This is a genomic window from Methylobacterium pseudosasicola, from assembly GCF_900114535.1.
GTDB classification, from domain to species: domain Bacteria; phylum Pseudomonadota; class Alphaproteobacteria; order Rhizobiales; family Beijerinckiaceae; genus Methylobacterium; species Methylobacterium pseudosasicola.
Genome location: NZ_FOTK01000030.1, coordinates 18,581 through 41,319, shown reverse-complemented (window position 1 = coordinate 41,319; position 22,739 = coordinate 18,581). Strand labels below are relative to the sequence as shown.

General features: G+C 68.8%; 23 protein-coding genes. 18 read left to right on the top strand and 5 right to left on the bottom strand.

Annotated elements, in window-relative coordinates; all coding sequences use genetic code 11:
- Window positions 1-85 precede the first annotated feature (85 nt).
- On the top strand, window positions 86-1,642 hold the full coding sequence (gene guaA / locus BM228_RS23800) for a glutamine-hydrolyzing GMP synthase (RefSeq protein WP_092044497.1): 1,557 nt from the start codon (window positions 86-88) through the stop codon (window positions 1,640-1,642).
- 83 nt (window positions 1,643-1,725) lie between these two features.
- On the opposite strand, the gene cysC is transcribed toward guaA, so the two are convergent.
- The 5 genes from cysC to tsaA all read right to left on the bottom strand — a co-directional run bounded on the left by cysC (window position 1,726) and on the right by tsaA (window position 5,665).
- Window positions 1,726-2,343: an adenylyl-sulfate kinase gene (gene cysC / locus BM228_RS23795; RefSeq protein ID WP_092044496.1), complete on the bottom strand. Its 618-nt coding sequence runs from the start codon at window positions 2,341-2,343 to the stop codon at window positions 1,726-1,728.
- 1 nt (window position 2,344) lies between these two features.
- Entirely contained in the window at window positions 2,345-3,466 is a 1,122-nt protein-coding gene (locus BM228_RS23790) for a hypothetical protein (RefSeq protein ID WP_092044494.1), read from the bottom strand.
- A 141-nt stretch (window positions 3,467-3,607) separates the two neighbouring features.
- Window positions 3,608-4,216 carry a LysE/ArgO family amino acid transporter gene (locus BM228_RS23785; RefSeq protein WP_092044493.1) on the bottom strand — a complete coding sequence of 203 codons (609 nt, stop codon included), beginning with the start codon at window positions 4,214-4,216 and terminating at the stop codon, window positions 3,608-3,610.
- A 262-nt stretch (window positions 4,217-4,478) separates the two neighbouring features.
- Window positions 4,479-5,171, bottom strand: a complete 693-nt coding sequence (locus BM228_RS23780; RefSeq protein ID WP_092044491.1) for an SGNH/GDSL hydrolase family protein — start codon at window positions 5,169-5,171, stop codon at window positions 4,479-4,481.
- Window positions 5,168-5,665 (bottom strand): tRNA (N6-threonylcarbamoyladenosine(37)-N6)-methyltransferase TrmO, encoded by a 498-nt coding sequence (gene tsaA / locus BM228_RS23775; RefSeq protein ID WP_092044490.1) that lies wholly within the window; start codon window positions 5,663-5,665, stop codon window positions 5,168-5,170. The genes BM228_RS23780 and tsaA overlap by 4 nt, the downstream gene beginning before the upstream one ends.
- Before the next feature lie 110 nt (window positions 5,666-5,775).
- Here tsaA and BM228_RS23770 point away from each other — a divergent pair, with 110 nt between their 5' ends.
- From BM228_RS23770 to hisA, 17 genes are all read left to right on the top strand, one after another.
- The gene (locus BM228_RS23770; RefSeq protein WP_092044488.1) at window positions 5,776-7,269 is read left to right on the top strand and encodes an AMP nucleosidase; all 1,494 of its coding nucleotides are present in this window, start codon (window positions 5,776-5,778) and stop codon (window positions 7,267-7,269) included.
- A gap of 150 nt (window positions 7,270-7,419) precedes the next feature.
- Window positions 7,420-7,986: a hypothetical protein gene (locus BM228_RS23765; protein ID WP_092044487.1), complete on the top strand. Its 567-nt coding sequence runs from the start codon at window positions 7,420-7,422 to the stop codon at window positions 7,984-7,986.
- Between the two features lie 189 nt (window positions 7,987-8,175).
- Window positions 8,176-9,477 carry an SLC13 family permease gene (locus tag BM228_RS23760; protein WP_092044485.1) on the top strand — a complete coding sequence of 434 codons (1,302 nt, stop codon included), beginning with the start codon at window positions 8,176-8,178 and terminating at the stop codon, window positions 9,475-9,477.
- A 132-nt stretch (window positions 9,478-9,609) separates the two neighbouring features.
- The gene (gene sdhC, locus BM228_RS23755; protein WP_092044484.1) at window positions 9,610-10,011 is read left to right on the top strand and encodes a succinate dehydrogenase, cytochrome b556 subunit; all 402 of its coding nucleotides are present in this window, start codon (window positions 9,610-9,612) and stop codon (window positions 10,009-10,011) included.
- 12 nt (window positions 10,012-10,023) lie between these two features.
- Window positions 10,024-10,443, top strand: coding sequence for a succinate dehydrogenase, hydrophobic membrane anchor protein (gene sdhD / locus BM228_RS23750; RefSeq protein WP_092044482.1), 420 nt, complete (start codon window positions 10,024-10,026; stop codon window positions 10,441-10,443).
- 32 nt (window positions 10,444-10,475) lie between these two features.
- Complete coding sequence (gene sdhA / locus BM228_RS23745; protein WP_092044481.1) at window positions 10,476-12,293, top strand: succinate dehydrogenase flavoprotein subunit; 1,818 nt, start codon at window positions 10,476-10,478, stop codon at window positions 12,291-12,293.
- 93 nt (window positions 12,294-12,386) lie between these two features.
- A complete protein-coding gene (locus BM228_RS23740) occupies window positions 12,387-13,211 on the top strand; it encodes a succinate dehydrogenase iron-sulfur subunit (protein ID WP_092044479.1) in 825 nt (274 codons plus the stop codon).
- Window positions 13,212-13,376: 165 nt separating this feature from the next.
- Window positions 13,377-13,958: an AprI/Inh family metalloprotease inhibitor gene (locus BM228_RS23735; protein WP_092044478.1), complete on the top strand. Its 582-nt coding sequence runs from the start codon at window positions 13,377-13,379 to the stop codon at window positions 13,956-13,958.
- Between the two features lie 171 nt (window positions 13,959-14,129).
- Window positions 14,130-15,995 (top strand): ABC transporter ATP-binding protein, encoded by a 1,866-nt coding sequence (locus BM228_RS23730; RefSeq protein WP_092044476.1) that lies wholly within the window; start codon window positions 14,130-14,132, stop codon window positions 15,993-15,995.
- Between the two features lie 202 nt (window positions 15,996-16,197).
- Entirely contained in the window at window positions 16,198-16,776 is a 579-nt protein-coding gene (gene petA / locus BM228_RS23725; RefSeq protein ID WP_092044475.1) for a ubiquinol-cytochrome c reductase iron-sulfur subunit, read from the top strand.
- Window positions 16,777-16,789: 13 nt separating this feature from the next.
- Window positions 16,790-18,076, top strand: a complete 1,287-nt coding sequence (locus BM228_RS23720; protein ID WP_092044473.1) for a cytochrome b — start codon at window positions 16,790-16,792, stop codon at window positions 18,074-18,076.
- Between the two features lie 13 nt (window positions 18,077-18,089).
- Window positions 18,090-18,998, top strand: a complete 909-nt coding sequence (locus tag BM228_RS23715; RefSeq protein WP_092044566.1) for a cytochrome c1 — start codon at window positions 18,090-18,092, stop codon at window positions 18,996-18,998.
- 133 nt (window positions 18,999-19,131) lie between these two features.
- Window positions 19,132-20,007, top strand: a complete 876-nt coding sequence (locus tag BM228_RS23710; protein ID WP_092044472.1) for an S-methyl-5'-thioadenosine phosphorylase — start codon at window positions 19,132-19,134, stop codon at window positions 20,005-20,007.
- Between the two features lie 89 nt (window positions 20,008-20,096).
- Window positions 20,097-20,684: an imidazoleglycerol-phosphate dehydratase HisB gene (gene hisB, locus BM228_RS23705; protein WP_007564319.1), complete on the top strand. Its 588-nt coding sequence runs from the start codon at window positions 20,097-20,099 to the stop codon at window positions 20,682-20,684.
- Window positions 20,685-20,765: 81 nt separating this feature from the next.
- On the top strand, window positions 20,766-21,245 hold the full coding sequence (locus BM228_RS23700) for a DUF2628 domain-containing protein (RefSeq protein ID WP_167367806.1): 480 nt from the start codon (window positions 20,766-20,768) through the stop codon (window positions 21,243-21,245).
- Window positions 21,246-21,267: 22 nt separating this feature from the next.
- Window positions 21,268-21,927: an imidazole glycerol phosphate synthase subunit HisH gene (gene hisH / locus BM228_RS23695; protein ID WP_092044469.1), complete on the top strand. Its 660-nt coding sequence runs from the start codon at window positions 21,268-21,270 to the stop codon at window positions 21,925-21,927.
- A gap of 51 nt (window positions 21,928-21,978) precedes the next feature.
- A complete protein-coding gene (gene hisA / locus BM228_RS23690) occupies window positions 21,979-22,722 on the top strand; it encodes a 1-(5-phosphoribosyl)-5-[(5-phosphoribosylamino)methylideneamino]imidazole-4-carboxamide isomerase (RefSeq protein ID WP_092044467.1) in 744 nt (247 codons plus the stop codon).
- Window positions 22,723-22,739 lie beyond the last annotated feature (17 nt).

Sequence of the window (22,739 nt, the reverse complement as noted above, 5' to 3'; positions counted from 1 at the left end):
GTTGGCGTGCGCCTTGCGCGGCGATCCCCAGCCTGAGACGGGCGCATGCGTTGCGTGCGCCCCGGCCTTCGGATAATCGCCCGCGATGAACACCGACCACGACAAGATCCTGATCGTCGATTTCGGCTCTCAGGTGACCCAGCTCATCGCCCGGCGGGTGCGGGAGGAGGGGGTCTATTGTGAGATCGTCCCCTTCACCAAGGCCGAGGCCGCGTTCCGCGAGCAGAAGCCGAAGGGCGTGATCCTCTCCGGCGGTCCCGAATCGGTGACCGTCGAGGCGAGCCCCCGGGCGCCGCAAGCGGTGTTCGATTCGGGCGTGCCGGTCTTCGGCATCTGCTACGGCCAGCAGACCATGGCAGCCCAGCTCGGCGGCGCGGTCGAGGGCGGCCACCATGCCGAGTTCGGCCGGGCCGAGGTCGAGATCCTGGCCGATTGCCCGCTGTTCAACGGCGTCTGGCACAAGGGCGAGAAGTATCCGGTCTGGATGAGCCACGGCGACCGGGTCACGAAGCTGCCGGACGGCTTCACCACCGTCGCCATCTCCAAGAACGCGCCCTTCGCGGCCGTGGCGGACGAGGCCCGCAACTACTACGCGGTGCAGTTCCACCCCGAGGTGGCCCACACCCCGCACGGCGCCCTGCTGATCCGCAATTTCGTGCGCGACATCGCCGGCTGCTCCGGCGACTGGACTATGGGCGCCTATCGCGAGGAGGCGATCGCCAAAATCCGCAAGCAGGTCGGCTCCGAGAAGGTGATCTGCGGCCTGTCGGGCGGCGTCGATTCCGCGGTGGCGGCGGTGCTGATCCACGAGGCGATCGGCGACCAGCTCACCTGCGTCTTCGTCGATCACGGCCTGCTGCGCCTCGGCGAAGCCGAGCAGGTCGTGGCCCTGTTCCGCGACCACTACAACATCCCGCTGGTCCACGTTGAGGCGAGCGGCATGTTCCTGTCGGCGCTCGAAGGCGTCAGCGACCCGGAGGTCAAAAGGAAGACCATCGGCCGTCTCTTCATCGACGTGTTCGAGGCTGAATCCAAAAAAATTGGCGGGGCGGCGTTCCTGGCGCAGGGCACGCTCTATCCGGACGTGATCGAGAGCGTGTCGTTCACCGGCGGCCCGTCCGTGACGATCAAGAGCCACCACAATGTCGGCGGCCTGCCCGAGCGCATGAACATGAAGCTCGTGGAGCCCCTGCGCGAGCTGTTCAAGGACGAGGTCCGGGTGCTCGGCAAGGAGCTCGGCCTGCCGGAAGCCTTCGTCGGCCGCCACCCATTCCCGGGCCCGGGCCTCGCGATCCGCTGCCCCGGCACGATCACGACCGAGAAGCTCGAGGCCCTGCGCAAGGCCGACGCGATCTACCTCGACGAGATCCGCCAAGCCGGTCTCTACGACACGATCTGGCAGGCTTTCGCGGTGATCCTGCCGGTGAAGACGGTGGGCGTGATGGGCGACGGCCGCACCTACGACCACGTCTGTGCGCTCCGCGCCGTCACCTCGGTGGACGGCATGACCGCCGATTTCTACCCGTTCGACATGGCCTTCCTGGGTCGGGTCGCGACCCGGATCATCAACGAGGTAAAGGGCATCAACCGTGTGACCTACGACATCACCTCAAAGCCGCCCGGCACGATCGAGTGGGAGTGACGGGGCCACGTGCCCGAAGTGTCACGGTGCCGGCCGTCGCGATTGCACCGCCTCGTCGAGGCAGGACGGCGGTCGCACTTGGTCTAGCGGGCGCTGAGCTGCAGCAGGGCCGTGCAGAGCGGTTCGGCGGACGCTGTGACCGTCGCCCCATCCGTTCTGAGGATCAGATCCGGCTCGTCTGGCGCTTCGTAGGGTGCCGAGACCCCAGTGAACGAAGCGATCGCGCCGCTCCTGGCCCGGGCGTAGAGACCCTTCGAGTCCCGCCGCGCGCAAACAGAGACCGGCGTGTCGACGAACACCTCCAGGAACGGGATGTCACCGGCGATGCGTCGCGCGAGGACGCGGTCGGCACGGAACGGGGAGATCAGTGACACGATCACCACGGTGCCGATCTCGGCCATCAGGCGCGCCACCTCGGCGACGCGTCGAACGTTCTCGGCCCGGTCCGCAGGCGTGAAGGATAGGTCGGCGTTCAGCCCAAGGCGCAGGTTGTCGCCGTCGAGGACGGCGCTGTGTCGGCCGCCGGCGATGAGAATGCGATCGGCCGCCGTGGCGATGGTCGACTTGCCGGCGCCCGACAGGCCCGTCAGCCAGGCGATCGCCGGCCGCTGATCGAGGCGGGACCACCGCAGTTCCCGCGGCGCCAGCGGGTGGCGTTTGAGGTTCACCGCAGCCGCCTGCAGTTCAAGTCGAGTGCCCATCTCACTGCACCCGCCAAGCCGGGTATCCGACGCGGTCGGCGAGGTGATCGACGCTTCGTTCGACCAGGCTATCGAACCGCTGCCGCCACTGGGGCGGCGCCTTGAAGGCGATGCGCGACAGGGCCGTCTCCACCAGCCCGCGAACCTCCGTCTCGATCTCAGCGGAAATCGCCCGGCCGGCCAGCTCGTTCGCGGGCCGGACGGGTGCGCGGGCGACCACCGCGTCCCAGCCGATACCCCAGCACGCGGCGGCAAGCCGATCATTCGCGGCAGCGTGAAATGCCTCGACCGCCGCGAGGGCGTCGGGCGCGTCTCCGCGGAACGGCTCCCGATCGAGCCCGCGCGCCCAGGCCGTGTCGTCCAGAAGATGCCCGAGGCGCCGCGGATGGCCGGCGACCCGTCGGTGCAGCCCGAGTCCGTGTAGGCGGCGGGATGCTTCGACGGTAATCGGCCCCGAGCTGCGGTTCGTCCGGTAGGCCAGATCGTCGGGACCGAGCAGCGGACCAAGGCGTGGGCCGAGCCCGAGTGCGTCCACGAGGCGGGCGAGCAGCGGCGCGTCGGATGTCCGATCGCGAACCGGCACGGCGACGACGCGCCCGTCCGCGGACCGGCGCCACGGTTCGAGGCACGCGGCGTAGTCGTAGCGTCCGGAACGCCCTTCGCGATGAACGAATGCCCGGAAGGTCCGAGCCTCCGCGACGAGTTGGGCGCGTAGGGCGTAGGCTGAGGCGAGTTGTTCGCCTTGTGGCTTGACGACGAGGACGACCTCCATGGCGAAGCCGTGCCGGGCGAAGAGATCCGCGAGGGTGTTCGGTACGCCGAGGCTCGGCCGCTGCACGGCGAAGTCCTCGTAGGACAGGATGACCGTGTCGGCGCGGGTCTCGGACAGCACCTGAGCCAGCCGAGCGAGGGCCGCCGGGCGCGCCGATGCGGGCCTGCGCCCGTCGAGCGCTTGGCCCAGCAGGTGATGATTCACGTCCGCCGATGGGGGCGAGCCGGGAGGCGCCAATTCGGGGTAGCACAGGCCGGCAGGCTCCAAACGCGGCCGCAGGCGGGCGAGCACCTCTTGGAACGAGGTCGAGCCGGTACGCGGCATGCCGATGTGAACGATAGCTCGTCGCACGTGGGGAAATCTCCGTTGCGCTTGAGCTCTGTATCCGTGGGAATTATGCCCACGACAACCGTTCACAACTGCGCGATGTGCGCGGGGACACATGGGCAAGCGGCAAGCGCGGTCTGTGCCCGTCGAGGATAAAGACGTCCGCTACCGTCCGCCCAGCAGCAATTCGGCCGCGATAACCCACATTGTCAGCGCGATCACGCCTTCGAGCACCCGCCACGCGGCCGGCTTGGCGAAAAGGGGCCGGAGGATCGCCGCGCCGTAGCCCAGCGAGAAGAAGAACGCGACCGAGGCAGTCACCGCGCCGGCCGCGAAGGCGGCTTCCTGGCCTGGGAAGCGCGTCGAGATCGAGCCGATCAGCAAGAGCGTGTCGAGATACACGTGAGGGTTAAGCCATGTCAGCGCGAGACAGGTGGCCAACGTCCGCCCGAGGCCGGCAGCGGAGCCTAGGGCGGGTTGCAGCACTTCCGTGGCGGCGAAGGCCGACCGCAGGCTGCGCGCGCCATACCAGATCAAGAACGCCGCGCCGGCATACAGCATCGCCGGTCGGAGCCAGGGGGCGAGGACCACGATGCTTCTGAAGCTGGTGATGCCGACCAAGATCAGGAGCGCGTCGGAAGCCGCGCACGTGGCGCAAACGAGCGCGACATGCTCGCCGCGCAAGCCCTGCCGCAGCACGAACGCGTTCTGCGCGCCGATGGCGAGGATCAAGCCGCCACTGACGGAGAGACCGGTTAGGTAGACTTCGAGCACGCGGTGTCGCTCATCGAGGAATGAAGGTGCGTGCCGTCATCACTTCGCCGCCCCGTCATTGCGAGCGCAGCGAAGCAAACCAGGGCAGCGCGCGATCGCAGGACGTGGCGCCACACTGGGTTGCTTCGCTGCGCTCGCAATGACGGTGAGGAGGGCAGATCGCTCAGAGCCAAGGCCGCAGAGGAAGCGCGATCGCTTCCGGTCGGCCCGCACAGGCGATGGCTCTGAAGGCCCGATGCCATGCGCCGTCCGCACGCATGGCTCACGGCCGGCATAGAACCGGCTCCAGGGCCGCCATGGCCGGCCGGTAGGCCGCGAGGTGCAGGCCGTCGCGCAGGGCGCCGGGCTTGGCGTAGCCGGTCTCGCCGTCCCGGAGCGACGCGAACGGGTCCGCGAAGGTGCAGCCGAGCCGGGCGCACAGGGCGTGCAGGCGCAGCGTGTAATCCGGCACGGCAGCGGCATCGAGGAAGCGGCCGCTCTCGCGGCCGATCGGAGGCAGGGCGGTGACGACCACGCGGGGGCTTAACGCCTGGAGACGCTTCACGATCGCTTCGACACTCGCCTCGAACCGCGCGGCCGCCTCGGCGGAGCGCGGATTGTTCTTGAGCAGGATATCGTTGGTCCCGATCGTCAGCGCGGCGACTTTTGGCGTGTGGCGGAACGTCAGACCGGCGAGGTGATCGAGATAGGCGGCGGCGGTCGCGCCGCTGAAGCCGCCGTTGACGAAGTCCAGACCGCAGGGCCGCTGGCCCCCGGGCTGCAACTCAACCTGGGAATCGCCGCCCCAGAACACGTAATCGCCGGGCGTCTCGTCGAGGCTGACCTGGACGGCGATGCCGCGCATCACCGCGTAGGCGCGGGCATCGGCGGCGGGCTTGTGCAGGGACCAGCCGGCGAAGCCGCCGAGCACCAGTGAGACCAGGCCGAGAAGACTCGGAAAGACGTACCGCCTCACGGCTCGGCGCCGGCGCGGTCGACCTGCGCCTCCGGCCGGGAATCCGTCGAGGCGTAATAGGGCTTGATGTCGAGGAGCGGCGTGCCGTCGAGGCAATCGAGGCCGCGGACTCGCAGCGTGTCGCCCTCCCGCGCGATCAGCTCGACCACCGAGAGGGCGATCGGGTTCGGCCGGGCGGGGGAGCGCAGCGAGAAGGTCCCGCGCGGTCCGTCGGCGTGGCGGGGCCGCTGCACCACGAGGCCGCGCGTCGCCCGGTCCATCCAGTAGAGCAGGATCAGGTGGGTGCAGCCGGTGACGGCGCGCAAACCGGGGACGTAGGCGGGATCGAGCTCGACAGTGCAGAGCGCGTCGGTCTGCAGGCCGTTCTTCGGGCAATCCTGGCGCGCCTGCCACGGGGTGCGCAGCCGGCCGATGAAATAGAGGCCGGCATCGAAATCGGCGGGCAGCGCCGCCATTTCCTCGCCGGGACGGGTCCCGAACTCATCCGTGCCCATACATCCTCGCTCTGCTGCGCCGGGTTCTCGGCTAAGCGCCGGGCGGCTGCAAGCCCGACCTCGCGCAGGCCCGCCGAGCGGTGTAGAGCCTGCCCGGCACGGGAGGGTTCATGATCGAGCGGGAATTGCGGCCGATGCAGGCCGTCGCGGATGCCGACAGCGCGGTCGATCGGCTGGTCGCGCTCTACGACGACGCGGCCGGCGCCCTGCGGCAGGCGCTGGAGCGCTACCTCGCGGGCGGCCCGCCGCCGGACGCCACCGAGCGACTCGCCTTCCGCTATCCCGAATTGCGGATCAGCTACCGCGCCGCTGGGCCGCTGCCGCGGGTGCGCCGAGCCACCGCCAAGCTCCAGGCCGCCGGGACCTACGCGACCACGGTTACGCACCCGGCCTTCTTCCGCGATTATCTCACCCGGCAATTGCAGCCGCTGATCGACGATTACGGCATCCAGATCGAGGTGGGCCTGAGCGCCCAGGAGATCCCCTATCCCTACGTGCTGGAGGCGGGACTCGATGCCGGCGGCCGGGCGGTGGACGGCGCGGAACTCGCCACCTATTTCCCGGTCCCACTACTGTCGCTGGTTGGCGACGAGATCGCCGACGGCCTCTTCGACCTGATCGACGGCGAGCCGCTGCCGCTGGCCCTGTTCGACGCCGTGCGGGTCGATTACTCCCTGCGCCGGCTCGTCCACTACACGGGCTGCGACTGGCGCGACGTCCAGCCCTGGATCCTGCTGACCAACTATCACCGCTACGTCGACCAGTTCGTCCGCCACGGGCTGGAGCGCCTGGCCTCGGGCGAAGAAGGTTTCGAGCGCCTGGTCCTGCCCGGCGGCATCTCCGTGAGCCGCGCGGAGGCGGCCACGGCCGATCCCGCCGCGGTGATCGCCGCCTCGCCCTGGCATCGCCACCAGATGCCCGCCTATCACCTCGTCGCCCGGGGCGCAGACGGGACCATGCAGGGCACGAGCTTGGTCAATATCGGCGTCGGCCCCTCGAACGCGAAGACCATCACCGACCATCTCGCGGTGCTGCGCCCGGATTGCTGGCTGATGGTCGGCCATTGCGGCGGCTTGCGCCAGTCGCAGACCATCGGCGACTACGTGCTGGCCCACGCCTATCTCCGGCGGGACCGAATCCTCGACGAGCTTGTGCCGCCGGACGTGCCCGTGCCGGCGCTGGCCGAGGTGCAGGTCGCGCTTCAGAGCGCCGCCGCCTCGGTCACCGGCGAGCAGGCCGACGCGCTCAAGCGCCGCCTGCGCACCGGGACGGTGGTCACCTACGACGACCGCAACTGGGAATTGCGGTTCAGCCAGGAACGGCGACGGATCAACCAGTCGCGCGCCATCGCGGTCGACATGGAGAGCGGCACCGTGGCGGCCCAGGGTTTTCGCCTGCGCGTGCCCTATGGCGCGCTGCTCTGCGTCTCCGACAAGCCGCTCCACGGCGAGATCAAGTTGCCCGGCGCGGCCAACGCCTTTTACGACCGGGCGGTCTCCGAGCACCTGCGGGTCGGGCTGGCGGCCCTCGACGCGCTCCGGGCCGACCGGCACGGGCTGCATTCGCGCAAGCTGCGCAGCTTCGACGAGCCGCCGTTCCGGTGAAGCGCGTTCACGCGCGAAGACGGCCAAGCTTTCGGTGCTGAACGGTCAAGCAGCGACGGACTGACACGTCATCATCAATCATCGAACGTGGATACGTCGGATCAGTGAGACGTTGAAAAGTCATACTCCTCTTAAGGATTGGACTTTTCGATGAAGCGCTTTGCTCTCGCATCGACAGCACTCTTGGCGGCTGTCGCCTTCGTTCCCGCGAGCGCCGATGCCCGCGGGTTCGGCGGCGGCGGCGGGTTTCACGGCGGCGGCTTCGGCGGCGGTGGCTTCCATGGTGGCGGCTTCGGCGGCGGCGGGTTCCGCGGCGGCGGACTGGGTGGCGGTGGGTTTCGCGGTGCCGGCCTCGGCGGCGGCGGACTCGCTGGCGGCGGATTCCGTGGCGCGGGTGTCGGCGCACCGGGGATCAGTGGCGGCCGGGGCTTCGGCGGCGGCGGATTCCAGCGCGGCGGCGGTGTCTATGGCGGGCACGGCGTGATTGGCAATCGCGGCTTCGCCGGTCGTGGCTACGCGAATCGCGGCTACTATGGCCGTGGCTACGGCGGCGGCTACGGTCGCGGCCTGGGTTACGGCCTGGCCGGCGTCGGCCTCGGCTTGGGTGTCGGCTACGGCCTGAGCGGGTTCGGCTACGGCTACGACGATAGCTGCGCCGGTGGTTACGGCTACGGCTACGATCCGGCCTATTGCGGCACCTATGGCTACGGCTACTGAGCCGCGCGCCGTTCGACACTACCCCTCGACGCAAAAGCCCGGCCGGCAACAGTCGGGCTTTTCCATGTCCGGTGCAGACTGAGCCTCTTCAGCCTTCGCCACACGCGAAGGCTGAGTCGCGGACTCCCGAATTGCGAACCGTTCCAAACCGGCCCATGCCCGCGCCAGTACGCGGCGTGGAGATTTCGGATGAGCGGGGAGGCGATTGTTCCGGCAACGACCGCCCTGCTGGTCCTGTGCATGGGCCTCTGGGCGACGGCCCTGATGCCGGAGATCGTGACGGCGCTCGCCTTCTTCGGGCTGGCGATGCTGCTGCGTCTCGGCAACCCGGCGACAGTCTTTTCCGGCTTCTCGGCTTCGGCCTTCTGGCTGGTCCTGTCCGGCATGGTGGTGGGCCAGGGCATGACCCGGACCGGCCTCGGCGCCCGCATGGCCCGGGTGCTGGCCACGCGCCTGTCGGATTCCTACGCGCATTTCATCGCCGGCCTCGTGGCCTTGAGCTTCCTCATCGCCTTCGTGATGCCGTCAAATCTCGGGCGGATCGCCCTGATGATCCCGGTGACCCTAGCCCTCTGCGACGGTTTCGGCCTGGCATCCGGCCGCCCGGGACGGACCGGCGCCGTCCTAGCGGTGGGGGTCGCGACCCCGATCCTGTCCGCGGCGATCCTGCCGGCCAACGTGCCGAATCTCGTCATGGCCGGCTCGGCCGAGCAGGTGCTCGGCCTGCACCTGTCCTATCTGTCCTATTTCGTCCTGCACGCGCCGGTCCTGGCTCTGGTCAAGGGCGTGATGCTGGTGGCGCTGATCGTGCGGCTGTTTCCCGATCGGATCAGCCCCGACGCGCAGGCCCTGCCGACCCTGCCGCCGGTCTCGGCCGCGGAGCGGCGCCTCGCGGTGATCCTGGCCTGCACCCTGGCTCTGTGGATGACGGACAGCCTGCACGGCTTCGCCCCGGCCTGGGTCGGGCTCGCCGCCGCGGTGATCTGCCTGCTGCCGCGGATCGGCGTACTGCCTCCGGAAGCGTTCCAGCAGGTGAACCTGCGGACCTGCTTCTACATCGCGGCCCTGCTCGGCCTCGTGGCCCTGGTCAACGAGACCGGGCTGGGGGCGCGGCTCGGCCATTGGCTGCTCGCGGTGGCGCCCCTCAAGCCCGACGCGCCGACCCAGAACTTCGCAGTGCTGACCGGGATCAGCACGATCCTGACCCTGTTGGTCACCGCCAACGGCGCGCCGGCTTTGTACACTGCGCTCGCGGGCGAGATGGTGAGTGCCAGCGGTCTCTCGCCCCTGGCCGTCGTGTCTGTGCAGGTGATCGGCTATTCGACCCTGTTCTTCCCCTACCAGGCCCCGCCGATCGTGTTCGCCAGCGAGCTCGGTGGCGTGCGCCTGCGAGACGCCACGCGACTCACCCTGGCCTTCGGCCTGTCCTCGCTCGTAGTCGCGGCCCCCCTCGATTACGCCTGGTGGCGCCTGCTGGGGCAACTCAAGTGACAGATCCGCCGCGCTATCAACACGCCCCCCGCATTGCGGCGCAGCATGACACATTGCGGCTTGCGCCCGCAGGCACTAGCGCTACCACCAGATTAGAGACGGTCCAGTTCGCAGCTGCGAGGCTTCAACCCAATGGCACCCACCGCCCGCCCGACAGTGGCACAGCCGCTTTCACCGCATCTCCAGATCTATCGCCTGACCTGGACGATGGCGATGTCGGTGTTCCACCGTCTTACCGGCATCGCCCTCTATGGAGGCACTGCACTGGTGGCGATCTGGCTCGTGGCGCTTGCTTCGGGACCGGTGGCCTATTCCTACGTCGCGTGGTTCTTCGGCTCGCTGATCGGCCGGCTGATCTTGTTCGCCTACACCTGGGTGCTGATGCACCACATGCTCGGCGGCCTGCGCCATCTGGTATGGGATACCGGCGTCGGGTTCGACCGGCAGCGGCGCCTGAGCATGGCGCGCATGACGCTGATCGGGTCCGTCGCGCTCACCGTCGTCATCTGGGCTGTCGCCCTTCTGGTCCGTTGAGGGGAGGCCGGCATGGCTAAGGAAGAGATCCGTCAGGACACCCGCGTCTCCATCCGCACCCCGCGGGCCCGCGTCCGCGGCCTCGGCGTCGCCCATCACGGCGCCGGCCATTGGTGGGTGCAGCGGGCGACCGCGGCGGCGAACGTCGTGCTGATGCTGGCCTTCGTGGTGATCGTCGCCAGCATGGCCGGCCGGGGCTACGTCGAAGCGACGCAGCTGATCGCCAAGCCCCTGGTCTCGATCATCCTGATCCTGGCGCTCCTGTCGGTCACGATCCACATGCGGATCGGCATGCAGGTGGTCATCGAGGATTACGTGCACGGACAAGGCACGAAGATCGCCGCGGTGTTCGCCAACAACGCCTACGCGGTCCTGGTGGCCGTGGCCTGCCTCTACGCGGTCCTGCGCATCGGCTTCGGACAGCCGGCCTGAACCCCGCCATCACGCATTTCGAGGAGCCGATCATGGCCGCCAACGGCACCAACGGCAGCGGGCCTGCCTACACCATCCACGACCACGCCTTCGACGTCGTGATCGTCGGCGCCGGCGGCGCGGGCCTGCGCGCCACGGTCGGCTGCTCCGAGGCCGGCCTGCGCACCGCCTGCATCACCAAGGTGTTCCCGACGCGCTCGCACACCGTGGCGGCGCAGGGCGGCATCTCGGCGTCGCTGGGCAATATGGGTCCGGACGATTGGCGCTGGCACATGTACGACACCGTGAAGGGGTCGGACTGGCTCGGCGATCAGGACGCGATCGAGTACCTCGTCCGCAACGCCCCCGCCGCCGTCTACGAGCTGGAACACTGGGGCGTGCCCTTCTCTCGCACGGAGGAAGGCAAGATCTACCAGCGGCCGTTCGGCGGCATGACCACCGATTACGGCAAGGGCACCGCCCAGCGGACCTGCGCGGCCGCCGACCGCACCGGCCACGCCATGCTGCACACCCTCTACGGGCAGGCGGTGAAGAACCAGACCGACTTCTTCATCGAGTATTTCGCTCTCGACCTGATCATGGACGAGGAGGGCCGCTGCCGCGGCGTCATCGCCCTCGACCAGGCCACCGGCGAGATCCACCGGTTCCGCGCCCAGCAGACCATCCTGGCCACGGGCGGCTACGGCCGCGCCTACTTCTCGGCGACCTCGGCCCATACCTGCACGGGCGACGGCAACGCCATGGTGCTGCGCGCCGGCCTGCCGCTCCAGGACATGGAGTTCGTGCAGTTTCACCCCACCGGCATCTACGGCGCGGGCTGCCTGATCACCGAGGGGTCGCGCGGCGAGGGCGGCTACCTGACCAACTCCGAGGGTGAGCGCTTCATGGAGCGCTACGCTCCCTCGGCCAAGGACCTCGCCTCGCGCGACGTGGTCTCGCGCTCCATGACCATGGAGATCCGCGACGGCCGCGGCGTCGGCAAGAACAAGGATCACATCTACCTGCACCTCGACCACCTCGACCCGAAGATCCTGCACGAGCGTCTGCCGGGCATCTCGGAATCGGCAAAAATCTTCGCGGGCGTCGACGTGACCAAGGAGCCGATCCCGGTCATCCCGACCGTGCACTACAACATGGGCGGTATTCCCACGAACTATCACGGCGAGGTTCTGACGCTCCGCGACGGCAATCCCGACACCGTGGTGCCGGGCCTGATGGCGATCGGCGAGGCGGCCTGCGTCTCGGTCCACGGCGCCAACCGCCTCGGCTCCAACTCGCTGATCGACCTCGTGGTGTTCGGCCGCGCCGCCGGCAAGCGCTGCGCCGAGATCGTCGAGCCGAACGGCCGGGCCCAGGAACTGCCCAAGGGTGCCACCGACAAGGCGCTCGAGCGTCTCGACCGCTTCCGCAACGCCAACGGCTCGACGCCGACCGCCGAGCTGCGCGCCGAGATGCAGAAGACGATGCAGAACAACTGCGCCGTGTTCCGCACCGGCGAGGTGCTGGAGGAAGGCAAGGGCCTGATCCACAAGGTCTGGAACGCCGCCGCCGACGTGAAGATCACCGACCGGTCGCTGATCTGGAACACCGACCTTCTGGAGACCCTGGAGTTCGACAACCTGATCGGCCAGGCGGTGGTCACGATGGAATCGGCCGCCAATCGCAAGGAATCCCGCGGTGCCCATGCCCGCGAGGACTTCCCGGACCGGGACGACAAGGAGTGGATGAAGCACACCCTCTCCTGGCTCGACGAGGGCCGCCACCAGGTCAACATCGATTATCGGCCGGTGCACACTTACACGATGTCGAACGAGATCCAGTACATCGAGCCGAAGGCGCGGGTGTACTGAGGCCAACAATCACGATGCACGTGCCGATGCTCGGCGCGTGCATCCCCTCAGACCGGTTTCCGGTTCTGACCGATATTGCCGGATATTATCGCAATGGCCCAGTTCAACCTCCCAAAAAACTCCCAGATCACGCCGGGTCGCACCTGGGCGCCGCCGCCCGGCGCAAAGAACCTGCAGACCTTCAAGATCTACCGCTGGAACCCGGATGACGGCGCCAATCCGCGGATCGACACCTATCAGGTCGATCGCGACGATTGCGGCCCGATGGTCCTCGACGCGCTGCTGTGGATCAAGAACAAGGTCGACTCGACCCTGGTCTTCCGCCGCTCCTGCCGCGAGGGCATCTGCGGCTCTTGTGCGATGAACATCGAGGGCCAGAACGCGCTGGCCTGCACGATGGGCATCGACGAGTGCAAGAGCCCGGACAACGCCCTGCCGGTGATGACCCGCAAGGACAAGGACGGCGCGGTCCGGATCTACCCGCTGCCGCACATGCCGGTGCTGAAGGATCTGGTTCCGGACCTGACCAACTTCTACGCCCAGCACGCCGCGATCGAGCCGTGGCTCCAGACCGAGACGCCCGCCCCCGAGAAGGAATGGCGCCAGACCCCCGAGGACCGCTCCAAGCTCGACGGCCTGTACGAGTGCATCCTGTGCGCCTGCTGCAGCACGTCGTGCCCGAGCTACTGGTGGAACGGCGACAAGTTCCTCGGCCCGGCCGCTCTGCTTCAGGCCTATCGCTGGCTGATCGATTCGCGCGACGAGAACACCGGCGACCGGCTCGACGCTCTCCACGACCCGTTCCGGCTCTACCGCTGCCACACGATCATGAACTGCGCCAACACCTGCCCGAAGAACCTCAACCCGGCCAAAGCCATCGCCGAGATCAAGAAGATGATGGTCGAGCGGGTGGTCTGACCACGACACGGTGAGGCGCCCCGGCCACACCGGGGCGAAAAGGCCGCTCCTCCGCAGCGGACTCGGCGGCGGCCGGGGCAGCCGCCTTGCGGACAGCGCAATTGGCACCGAGTCAGGGAAAAGGCGCCGTCACGCGCCGTCCCATGCCCGATCCGAAGTGGTCCGATGTTGCGCCCGAGCCTGCCGACTGTCGCTGCCCTCTGCCTGAGCGCCTCCCTCGGCGCTTGCGCCTCGACCCGCCTGGAGAGCCCGAGGACCCGGGCGCCCTCGCAGGCCTCCCTCGACGCGGTCCAGGCGGTCCCCTCGGGCACCGTGACGGCGGCGCCGCTCGCGCCCCCGCCGGGAGCGACCGCCAGCCCCGACGCGCCGCCGCTGCCGGGCGCTCAAGCCAACGCGGCGCCGAACACCCCCACGGTGATCGCCGAGCCGGTCGCGCCCCCCGCGCCGCCGCCGCCGGTGGTCACGAGCGGCCGCGCCTCAGTGGTCGGCAGTTGGGATGCCAAGGACGCCACGGGCGCGAGTTGCAAGGTCACTCTGTCGAGCGCGCCGGCCCTCGACCTCTACAAGGCTTCGGCTTCCGGCTGCCCGAACAAGGATCTCGCCCGGGTCTCGGCCTGGGATTTCCGCGACGGCGAAGTCTACCTCTACCAGCCGGGCGGCACCGTCGCCGCGCGCCTACGCCAGGGCGGCGGCTCGCTGGACGGCGCGCTGACCAAGTCGGGCGCCACCCTGGCCCTCGTCCGCTGATCGCGTTCAGCCCGGCTGCGCATCCGGCCGGGCTGCCCGATCCACGACACGCCGCAGGTCCTGGATAAGGAATCTTTTCGGCAGAAGCGGCGCCGCGACGACCGCGCGCGCTTGGCGGGCGGCGGCCTATGCTTACATGTGGGCTTCCCGTAGCGGTGCGCCCCCAACGACATGTTCTTGAATTGGCTTGAGCGCCGGGTCGATCCGTTCGCGCCCTTCGACGAGACGCGCACCCCGCCGCAGACGGTCCTGGGTTTCGCCTGGTTCTACCTGCGCCCGATCCGCGCCGCCTTGGTGGCGTTGTTCATCATCGCGGTGATCGCCGGGACCGTCGAGGCCTCGCTCTACCTCGTGATGCGCTGGTTTATCGACCTGCTCGCCACCGCCGACCGGGCCACCGTGCTATCCGATCACGCGGTCGGGCTGGGTTTGGTGTTGCTGCTGGTCGGGTTGGTGCGGCCGATAACGATCTGGCTGCACGAGTTGTTGTCCAACCAGCTGATCGTGCCGCAATCCACCAGCCAGATCCGCTGGCGGGCACATCTCTACACCCTCGGGCACGCGCTCTCGTATTTCCAAGGCGACTTCTCCGGCCGCCTCGCCAACCGCGTCGTGCAGGTCGGACCGGCGGTGCGGGAACTCGCCGTCGTCTTCATTGATACGCTGCTCTACGTGGCGATCTACGCCGTGACGGCGGTCGGCCTGTTCGGCTCGATTTCGCCCTGGCTCGCCGTGCCGGTTCTGGCCTGGATCGTGGCCTATGCCGCCCTCACGACCTGGTTCGTGCCCCGCGCCCGTGCCCGCTCGCACAAGACTGCCGACACCCGCTCGGTGCTGATCGGCCGCATCGTCGACAGCTACACCAACATCCTGACCGTCAAGCTGTTCGCCCGCGACCGCGAGGAACGGGCGACGGTGCGCGACGCGGTCGAGGTCCATACCGACGCCTACCTGTACCAATTCCGCCTCGTCACTCTGACGACGAGCCTCCTCGGGATCCTCAACAGCACGCTGCTGATCGCCACCGGCGCCGCCTGCCTGATCCTCTGGCGGAGCGGCGGCATGACCACCGGCGAGGCCTCCGCCGGCCTCGCCCTGATCCTGCGGCTCATCGCCATGTCCGGCTGGGTGATGCAGACGGTCCGCGGCGTGTTCGAGAATGTCGGCGTGATCCAGGAGAGCATGCAGACCATGGCGCGCCCGCACGCGCTGGTTGATGCGCCGGGTGCCCGCGAACTGGTCGTCACCGGCGGCGAGATCCGGTTCGAGACTGTTGGCTTCCATTACGGCCGGGGCGACGCCACCGTGATCGAGGATTTCACCCTGACGATCCGCCCCGGCGAGAAGGTCGGGCTGGTTGGGATCAGCGGCGCCGGCAAGTCCACCCTCGCGAGCCTGCTGCTGCGCCTCTACGAGGTCGAGAGCGGCCGCATCCTCGTGGACGGCCAGGACATCGCCACGGTGACGCAGCAGTCGCTCCGCGAGGCCATCGCCATGGTCAGCCAGGACACCTCCCTGCTGCACCGCTCGATCCGGGAGAATATCGGCTACGGCCGCCCCGGCGCCACGCAGGCCGAGATCGAGCGGGCCGCCCGGCTGGCGCATGCGGACGGGTTCATCGCCGATCTTGTCGACCACAAGGGCCGCCGGGGCTACGACGCCCAGGTCGGCGAGCGCGGGGTCAAGCTGTCCGGCGGCCAGCGCCAGCGCATCGCCTTCGCCCGGGTGATGCTGAAAGATGCGCCGATCCTGATTCTCGACGAGGCGACCTCGGCCCTCGACAGCGAAGTCGAGGCGGCGATCCAGGAATCCCTCGATACGCTGATGGCCGGCAAGACCGTGGTGGCGATCGCCCACCGGCTGTCGACCATCGCGGCGCTCGACCGCTTGGTGGTGATCGATCGCGGCCGAATCGTCGAGGAAGGCACCCATGCCGAGCTCGTCGCACGCGGGGGCATCTATGCGGGCCTCTGGGCGCGGCAATCGGGCGGATTCCTCGACGGCGGCGCGGCTCGACTCGACGATGCGGTAGCGTAGCGGATCCCCAACGCCGCATCTGGCAACATATGACAGCGATCGTGACCTAACCGCGTCACTGCGGCCGAGACGGCAGCTTGACTTGAGGGTGGCAGACGGTCTCATTGCTCGAATTAGAACGATAATGCTTTGATTGCGGCCTGGCCGGGATATCAGGGCAGGGCGCCTGCGGCCCTCACGCCAACGCATGGAGTTCCGAATCTTGGCGACCACCTCCGCCACCGCTCCCGGCACCCGGGATGGCAGCCCCGAAGAGGGCAGCCGGCGCGACTTCCTGTTCCTGGCGACGGGGGCGGGCCTTGCCGTCGGCGCGGGCGCCGTCGTCTGGCCCCTGATCTCGTCCATGGCGCCCGACGCCGAGACGATCGCGGCCGGCGCCCCCATCGAGGTCGATCTGATGCCGATCCAGGACGGGCAGATCGTCAACGTGTTCTGGCGCGGCAAGCTGATCTTCGTGCGCAAGCTCACGGCTAAGGAGGTGACCGACATGCAGGCGGTCCCGCTCTCGGCGATGATCGATCCGGCGGCCTTCCCGACCCGGGTCAAGAACGGCCACGACCAATGGCTCGTGGTCTACGGCAACTGCACGCATCTCGGCTGCGTGCCGATCGGCCACCAGGGCAATTTCGAGGGCTGGGCCTGCCCCTGCCACGGATCGCAATTCGACGCGGTCGGCCGCGTCCGCCACGGGCCGGCGCCGATCAACCTGCCGATCCCGCCCTACGCCTTTGAGACGGACACCAAGATCCGGATCGGCGAAGGCGGCAAGGAAGCGGCGTGAGAGGGACGCGGACATGAGCGGAACTGCCAGCACCTACGTCCCGAAGAGCCGTGTCGCCAAGTGGTTCGAGGCCCGGCTGCCGATTGCCGGCCTCGTGCACTCGTCCTTCATCGCCTATCCGGTCCCCCGGAATCTCAACTACTTCTGGACCTTCGGGGCGATCCTGGCGGCCTTCCTGGGGATCCAGATCATCACCGGCGTCTGGCTGGCGATGCATTACGAGCCGTCGGCGACGGGCGCGTTCAATTCCGTCGAAAAGATCATGCGCGACGTGAATTACGGCTGGCTGCTGCGCTACGCGCACGCCAACGGCGCGTCGATGTTCTTCATCGCCGTCTACGTCCACATGTTCCGGGCGCTCTACTACGGGTCGTACAAGGCCCCGCGCGAGGTGCTCTACATCCTCGGCGTCGTGATCTACCTGCTGATGATGGCCACCGCCTTCCTCGGCTACACGCTGCCCTGGGGCCAGATGAGTTTCTGGGGCGCCACGGTCATCACCAACATCCTGGCGGCGATCCCGGTGGTGGGCGACACCATCCAGACCCTGCTCTGGGGCGGCTACTCGGTCGGCAACCCGACCGTGAACCGGTTCTTCTCGCTGCACTACCTGCTGCCCTGGATGATCGCCGGCGTCGTCGTGCTGCACGTGTGGGCGCTGCACGTCACCGGCCAGAACAACCCGGCCGGCATCCCGATCAAGTCGGGCAAGGACGCGGTGCCGTTCACGCCCTACGCCACCGTCAAGGACGTGTTCGCCACCTGCGTGTTCATGATCCTGTTCTCGTGGTTCCTGTTCTACCAGCCGAACTATCTCGGCCACGCCGACAACTACATCGCCGCCAATCCCGCGGTGACGCCGGCGCATATCGTGCCCGAATGGTACTTCCTGCCGTTCTACGCGATCCTGCGCGCGGTCCCGAGCAAGCTCGGCGGCGTGATCCTGATGTTCTCGGCGGTGATCATCCTGGCCTTCGCGCCGTGGCTCGATTGGTCCCGGATCCGCTCGTGCAACTACCGGCCAATCTACCGGCAGTTCTTCTGGGTGTTCATCGGGGCAACTCTGTTGCTCGGCTGGCTGGGCTCGCAGCCGCCGGAAGGGGGCTACGTCCTCGCCGCGCAGATCTGCACGGCCTACTACTTCGCCCACTTCCTGATCGTGATGCCGCTGTGCGGCCTGTTCGAGACGCCGAAGGCGCTCCCGGCCTCGATCCTAGAAAGCGTCACCGGGCCGGGCAAACAGGTGAGCGGCTCCGGCATCCCGGCGGGCGCCGCCGCCGCTCCGACCACGAAGGGCTGACGGCAGGACCATGATGATGCGTCGCGTCCTCTCGACCACCGCCGCCCTCGCGGTCGCGGCCCTGCTCATCGGGGCCGCGCCGGCCTCCGCCCAGGAAGGGCATGGCGGCCCGATCCCGGGCCGGGTCAACTGGAGCTTCGCCGGCACCTTCGGCCGGTTCGACACCGCGCAGCTCCAGCGCGGCTTCCAAGTCTACAAGGAAGTCTGCTCCGCCTGCCACTCGATGAAGCTGGTCTCCTTCCGGAACTTGGCCCAGGAAGGCGGCCCGCATTTCTCCGCCGCGCAGGTCAAGGCTCTGGCAGCGACCTATCAGGTCAAGGACGGCCCGAATGATTCCGGCGAGATGTTCGACCGGCCCGGCCGGCCGGCCGACACGTTCCCGCCGCCCTTCCCGAACGACCAGGCCGCGGCGGCGGCCAATGGCGGCAAGGCGCCCCCGGACTTCTCGGTGATCGCCAAGGCGCGGACCTTCTCCCGCGGCTCGCTGTACTTCCTGACCGACTGGCTGCCGCTCATCGGCTATTCCGAGCAGGGGCCGGACTACATCCACGCCCTGCTCAACGGCTACGAGGAGGCCCCGAAGGACTTTTCGGTGCCGGATGGCGGCCACTACAACAAATACTATCCGGGCCACATCATCGCGATGCCGCCGCCGATCACCGATGGGCAGGTCTCTTACGCCAAGGGTGACGACGGCCAGCCCGTGGTCCCCGAGACGGTGGACCAGTACGGCAAGGACGTGGCGGCCTTCCTGATGTGGTCGGCCGAGCCGCACATGATGGACCGCAAGGCCCTCGGCTTCCGGGTGATCCTGTTCCTGATCATCTTGTCCGGGCTGCTCTACTACGTGAAGAAGAAGGTCTGGGCCGATGTCGGCGGCGAGGTCCACGGCCTCCAGCCGGAGCTGCACAAGACCTTCTGAGCCGGCTCCGCATCGACTTTGCCAGATGGGCCTCCTGCGGGGGCCCATCTTTTTTGGGCTGGGAGCCCGTGCTACCGCTCGGCGAATGCGGCCGTCCGCCCTCCGGCGTCGCCACGATATTAGGACAAGCGGCATGACGGCAGCGGTGCTCGGGGTGATGGGCGGGTCCGGCGTCTACGATCTGCCGGGGCTCGAGGACGTGCGCGAGGAGCGCGTCGCCTCGCCCTGGGGCGAGCCCTCGGACGCCCTGCGCATTGGGCGGATCGGCGACACCAAGGTCGTGTTCCTGGCACGCCACGGGCGCGGCCATCGGCTGTCGCCCTCCGGCATCAACTACCGCGCCAATATCGACGCGCTGAAGCGGGCCGGCGTCACCGATCTGGTGGCGCTCTCCGCCTGCGGCTCGTTCCGTGAGGAGTTGCCCCCGGGGCTGTTCGTGCTGGTCGATCAGTTCGTCGACCGGACACACGGGCGCGCCTCCTCGTTCTTCGGCGACGGCTGCGTCGCCCACGTCTCGCTCGCCCATCCGGTCGGCCCGGGGTTGCAGGCGCGGATCGCCAACGCAGCCCAGGCAGAGGGCGTCGCGGTCCATCGCGGCGGCACCTATGTCTGCATGGACGGGCCGCAATTCTCCTCGCTCGCCGAATCCCGCGCCTACAAGGCGCAGGGCTTCGACGTGATCGGCATGACCAACATGCCCGAGGCCAAGCTCGCCCGCGAGGCGGAGATCACCTACGCGACCATCGCGATGGTGACCGACTACGATTGCTGGCACCCCGGCCACGATGCCGTGGACGTCGCCGCGGTGATCGCGGTGGCCCGGACCAATGCCGACACGGCCGCCCGGCTGGTGGCACGGCTCGCCCGCGACTTCCCGGCTGAGCGCGAGCCCTGCCCGGCGGGTTCGCACCGGGCCCTCGATGGCGCGATCATGACCGCGCCGACCGCCCGCGACCCGGCACTGCTCGCCAAGCTCGACGCGGTGGCCGGGCGGGTCCTGAACGGATAGGGCAGCCTGACCCTTTCCCTTCCGGCAAAACTCCCTCTAGAAGGCGCGCGCGGCCCCCGGGCCGGCCCCGACGCAAAGTCCCAAGAAAAATGCGCAGCGCCTCCATCAGCCGGAAGACCGCCGAGACCGATATCGCGGTCAGCGTCGGCCTCGACGGGACCGGGCAGTCGAAGATCGCCACCGGCATCGGCTTCCTCGACCACATGCTGGACCTGTTCGCCCGGCACGGCCTGTTCGACCTGGAGGTCAAGGTCGACGGCGACCTGCATATCGATCAGCACCATTCCGCCGAGGATTGCGGCATCGCGCTGGGCCAGGCCTTCGCCAAGGCGCTCGGCGACAAGCGCGGGGTGACGCGCTACGCCGACATCCACCTGCCGATGGACGAGGCGCTGACCCGGGTCTGCGTCGACATCTCGGGCCGGCCGTTCCTCGTGTTCCGCACCACCTTCCGGGTGGAGAAGATCGGGCAGTTCGACACCGAATTGGTGCGCGAGTGGTTCCAGGCCTTCGCGATGAATGCCGGGCTGACGCTGCACGTCGAGACCCTGTACGGCGACAACGCCCACCACATCGCCGAGAGCTGCTTCAAGGGGCTGGCCCGCGCCTTGCGGAAGGCGGTGGCGATCGACCCGCGCGAGGAGGGCCGCGTTCCCTCGACGAAGGGCTCCCTGTAAGACCATCGTTTCGTTGTCGAGTTTGCGTCGTCCGGACCCCAGGTTCAGGACGATGCCGAAGCCGAGGGTCCCACGATGCGGATGCGCAGCTACACGCTCCACCTGCCCAAGGATGCGCGGCCGGGCGAGTCGATCGGCCTCGACCGGGCCGTGCTCGTGCCGGACGGGTTCGCGTGGTCGGCCTTCGCGTTCAGCGTGTTGTGGTTCCTGTACCATCGCCTGTGGATCGCCGCTTTGATCGTGCTGGCGGGCCTTCTAGCCCTGGCGGGTCTCGGCCATCTGCTCGGCCTGCCGCCGGGGATCGCCACACTCGTCACCCTGCTGGCCTCCTGGCTGATCGGTCTGGAGGCTTCGAGCCTGCGCCGCTGGACGCTCACCCGCCGCGGATGGCCGGTGCGGGATGCCGTCATCGCCGCCACCCCCGAGGAGGCCGAGGCCCGGGCATTGGGTCGCTGGCTCGACTCCACCGCGGCAGCGCCGCGCGCGCCGTTCCCGGCCGGTCCGACCCGGCGCACCGAGCCGGTGATTGGCCTGTTCCCCGCCCAGGAAATCGCCCGGTGATGGTTTTTGGGTCGAGACGCGCATGAGTACCGAGACGGTCGCGATCATCGATTACGGGTCGGGCAACCTCCATTCCGCCGCCAAGGCGTTCGAGCGCGCCGCCCGGGAAAGCGGGCGCGACGCGCGCATCTGCCTGACCTCCGACCCGGAGGTTGTGGCCGCCGCCGACCGCGTCGTGCTGCCGGGTGTCGGCGCCTATGCCGATTGCCGACGCGGGCTCGATGCCGTCCCCGGCATGGTCGAGGCGATGACCGAGGTGGCGCAGCGTGCCGGCCGGCCGTTCCTCGGCATCTGCGTCGGCATGCAGCTGCTCGCGAGCCGCGGGCTCGAATACGAGACCACGCCGGGCCTCGGCTGGATCCCGGGCGACGTCGCGCCGATCCAGCCGTCCGATCCCACGCTCAAGATCCCGCACATGGGCTGGAACACCCTGCGGGTGGCCCGCGACCACGCGCTGCTCGCCGGCATTCCCACCGGGGAGGACGGCCTGCATGCCTACTTCGTGCACAGCTTCGCGCTCGCCGCGGAACGCCCGGAGGACGTGGTGGCGCAGGCCGAGTACGGTGGCCCCGTGACCGCGATGGTCGCCCGCGGCAACATCGCCGGCACGCAGTTCCACCCGGAGAAGAGCCAGCGCCTCGGCCTGGCGCTCATCGCGAATTTTTTGGCTTGGCGCCCCTGACTTGGCGCCCCTGACCGTTCCCCGGTTTCGGCGAGAAGGAAGACAGCATCCGTGATCCTGTACCCGGCGATCGACCTGAAGGAGGGACGCTGCGTCCGCCTCGTGCAGGGGGACATGGCGCAGGCCAAGATCTTCGGCGACGATCCGGCCGCGCAGGCCGCGACCTTCGAGGATCAAGGCTTCCCGTGGCTCCACGTGGTCGATCTCGACGGCGCCTTCGCGGGCGCGCCGCGCAACGCCGCCGCGGTGGACGCGATCCTCGCCCGGGTCGGCATACCGGTGCAGCTCGGCGGCGGCATCCGGGATATGAAGACCCTGGAAGGCTGGCTTGCGAAGGGTGTCGCCCGCGTGATCATCGGCACCGCGGCCGTGCGCGACCCCGGCTTCGTCCGGGAGGCGGCCCGCCTGCATCCCGGCAAGATCGCGGTGGGCATCGACGCCAAGGACGGGCGCGTTGCCGTGGAGGGCTGGGCGCAGACCTCCAGCATGACCGCCGAAGAACTCGGCCGCCGGTTCGAAGATGCGGGCGTCGCCGCGATCATCTACACCGACATCGCCCGTGACGGGATCCTCAAGGGCCTCAACGTCGAGATGACCCTCGCCCTGGCGGAGGCCGTGCGCATTCCGGTGATCGCTTCCGGGGGCCTCGCCTCCATCGACGACGTGCACCGCCTGCTTCAGCCCGATTGCGCCCTCATCGCCGGCGCCATCACCGGCCGCGCCCTCTACGACGGCCGCATCGACCCGCAGGCGGCGCTCGCCGCGATCGCGCAGGCGCGCAACCCGGCGGCGTGATAGGTTTTTTCGATCGA

Excerpts from the sequence above, each read along its gene's own strand:
- sdhD (WP_092044482.1), top strand. The coding sequence starts at position 10,024 with ATGGCTAAGGAAGAGATCCGTCAGGACACCCGCGTCTCCATCCGCACC.
- cysC (WP_092044496.1), bottom strand. The coding sequence starts at position 2,343 with ATGGGCACTCGACTTGAACTGCAGGCGGCTGCGGTGAACCTCAAACGC.
- BM228_RS23730 (WP_092044476.1), top strand. The coding sequence starts at position 14,130 with ATGTTCTTGAATTGGCTTGAGCGCCGGGTCGATCCGTTCGCGCCCTTC.
- BM228_RS23765 (WP_092044487.1), top strand. The coding sequence starts at position 7,420 with ATGAAGCGCTTTGCTCTCGCATCGACAGCACTCTTGGCGGCTGTCGCC.
- BM228_RS23715 (WP_092044566.1), top strand. The coding sequence starts at position 18,090 with ATGATGCGTCGCGTCCTCTCGACCACCGCCGCCCTCGCGGTCGCGGCC.
- guaA (WP_092044497.1), top strand. The coding sequence starts at position 86 with ATGAACACCGACCACGACAAGATCCTGATCGTCGATTTCGGCTCTCAG.
- BM228_RS23710 (WP_092044472.1), top strand. The coding sequence starts at position 19,132 with ATGACGGCAGCGGTGCTCGGGGTGATGGGCGGGTCCGGCGTCTACGAT.
- BM228_RS23760 (WP_092044485.1), top strand. The coding sequence starts at position 8,176 with ATGAGCGGGGAGGCGATTGTTCCGGCAACGACCGCCCTGCTGGTCCTG.
- hisH (WP_092044469.1), top strand. The coding sequence starts at position 21,268 with ATGAGTACCGAGACGGTCGCGATCATCGATTACGGGTCGGGCAACCTC.
- BM228_RS23700 (WP_167367806.1), top strand. The coding sequence starts at position 20,766 with ATGCGCAGCTACACGCTCCACCTGCCCAAGGATGCGCGGCCGGGCGAG.
- hisB (WP_007564319.1), top strand. The coding sequence starts at position 20,097 with ATGCGCAGCGCCTCCATCAGCCGGAAGACCGCCGAGACCGATATCGCG.
- BM228_RS23720 (WP_092044473.1), top strand. The coding sequence starts at position 16,790 with ATGAGCGGAACTGCCAGCACCTACGTCCCGAAGAGCCGTGTCGCCAAG.
- sdhC (WP_092044484.1), top strand. The coding sequence starts at position 9,610 with ATGGCACCCACCGCCCGCCCGACAGTGGCACAGCCGCTTTCACCGCAT.
- BM228_RS23770 (WP_092044488.1), top strand. The coding sequence starts at position 5,776 with ATGATCGAGCGGGAATTGCGGCCGATGCAGGCCGTCGCGGATGCCGAC.
- sdhA (WP_092044481.1), top strand. The coding sequence starts at position 10,476 with ATGGCCGCCAACGGCACCAACGGCAGCGGGCCTGCCTACACCATCCAC.
- BM228_RS23740 (WP_092044479.1), top strand. The coding sequence starts at position 12,387 with ATGGCCCAGTTCAACCTCCCAAAAAACTCCCAGATCACGCCGGGTCGC.
- tsaA (WP_092044490.1), bottom strand. The coding sequence starts at position 5,665 with ATGGGCACGGATGAGTTCGGGACCCGTCCCGGCGAGGAAATGGCGGCG.
- BM228_RS23735 (WP_092044478.1), top strand. The coding sequence starts at position 13,377 with ATGTTGCGCCCGAGCCTGCCGACTGTCGCTGCCCTCTGCCTGAGCGCC.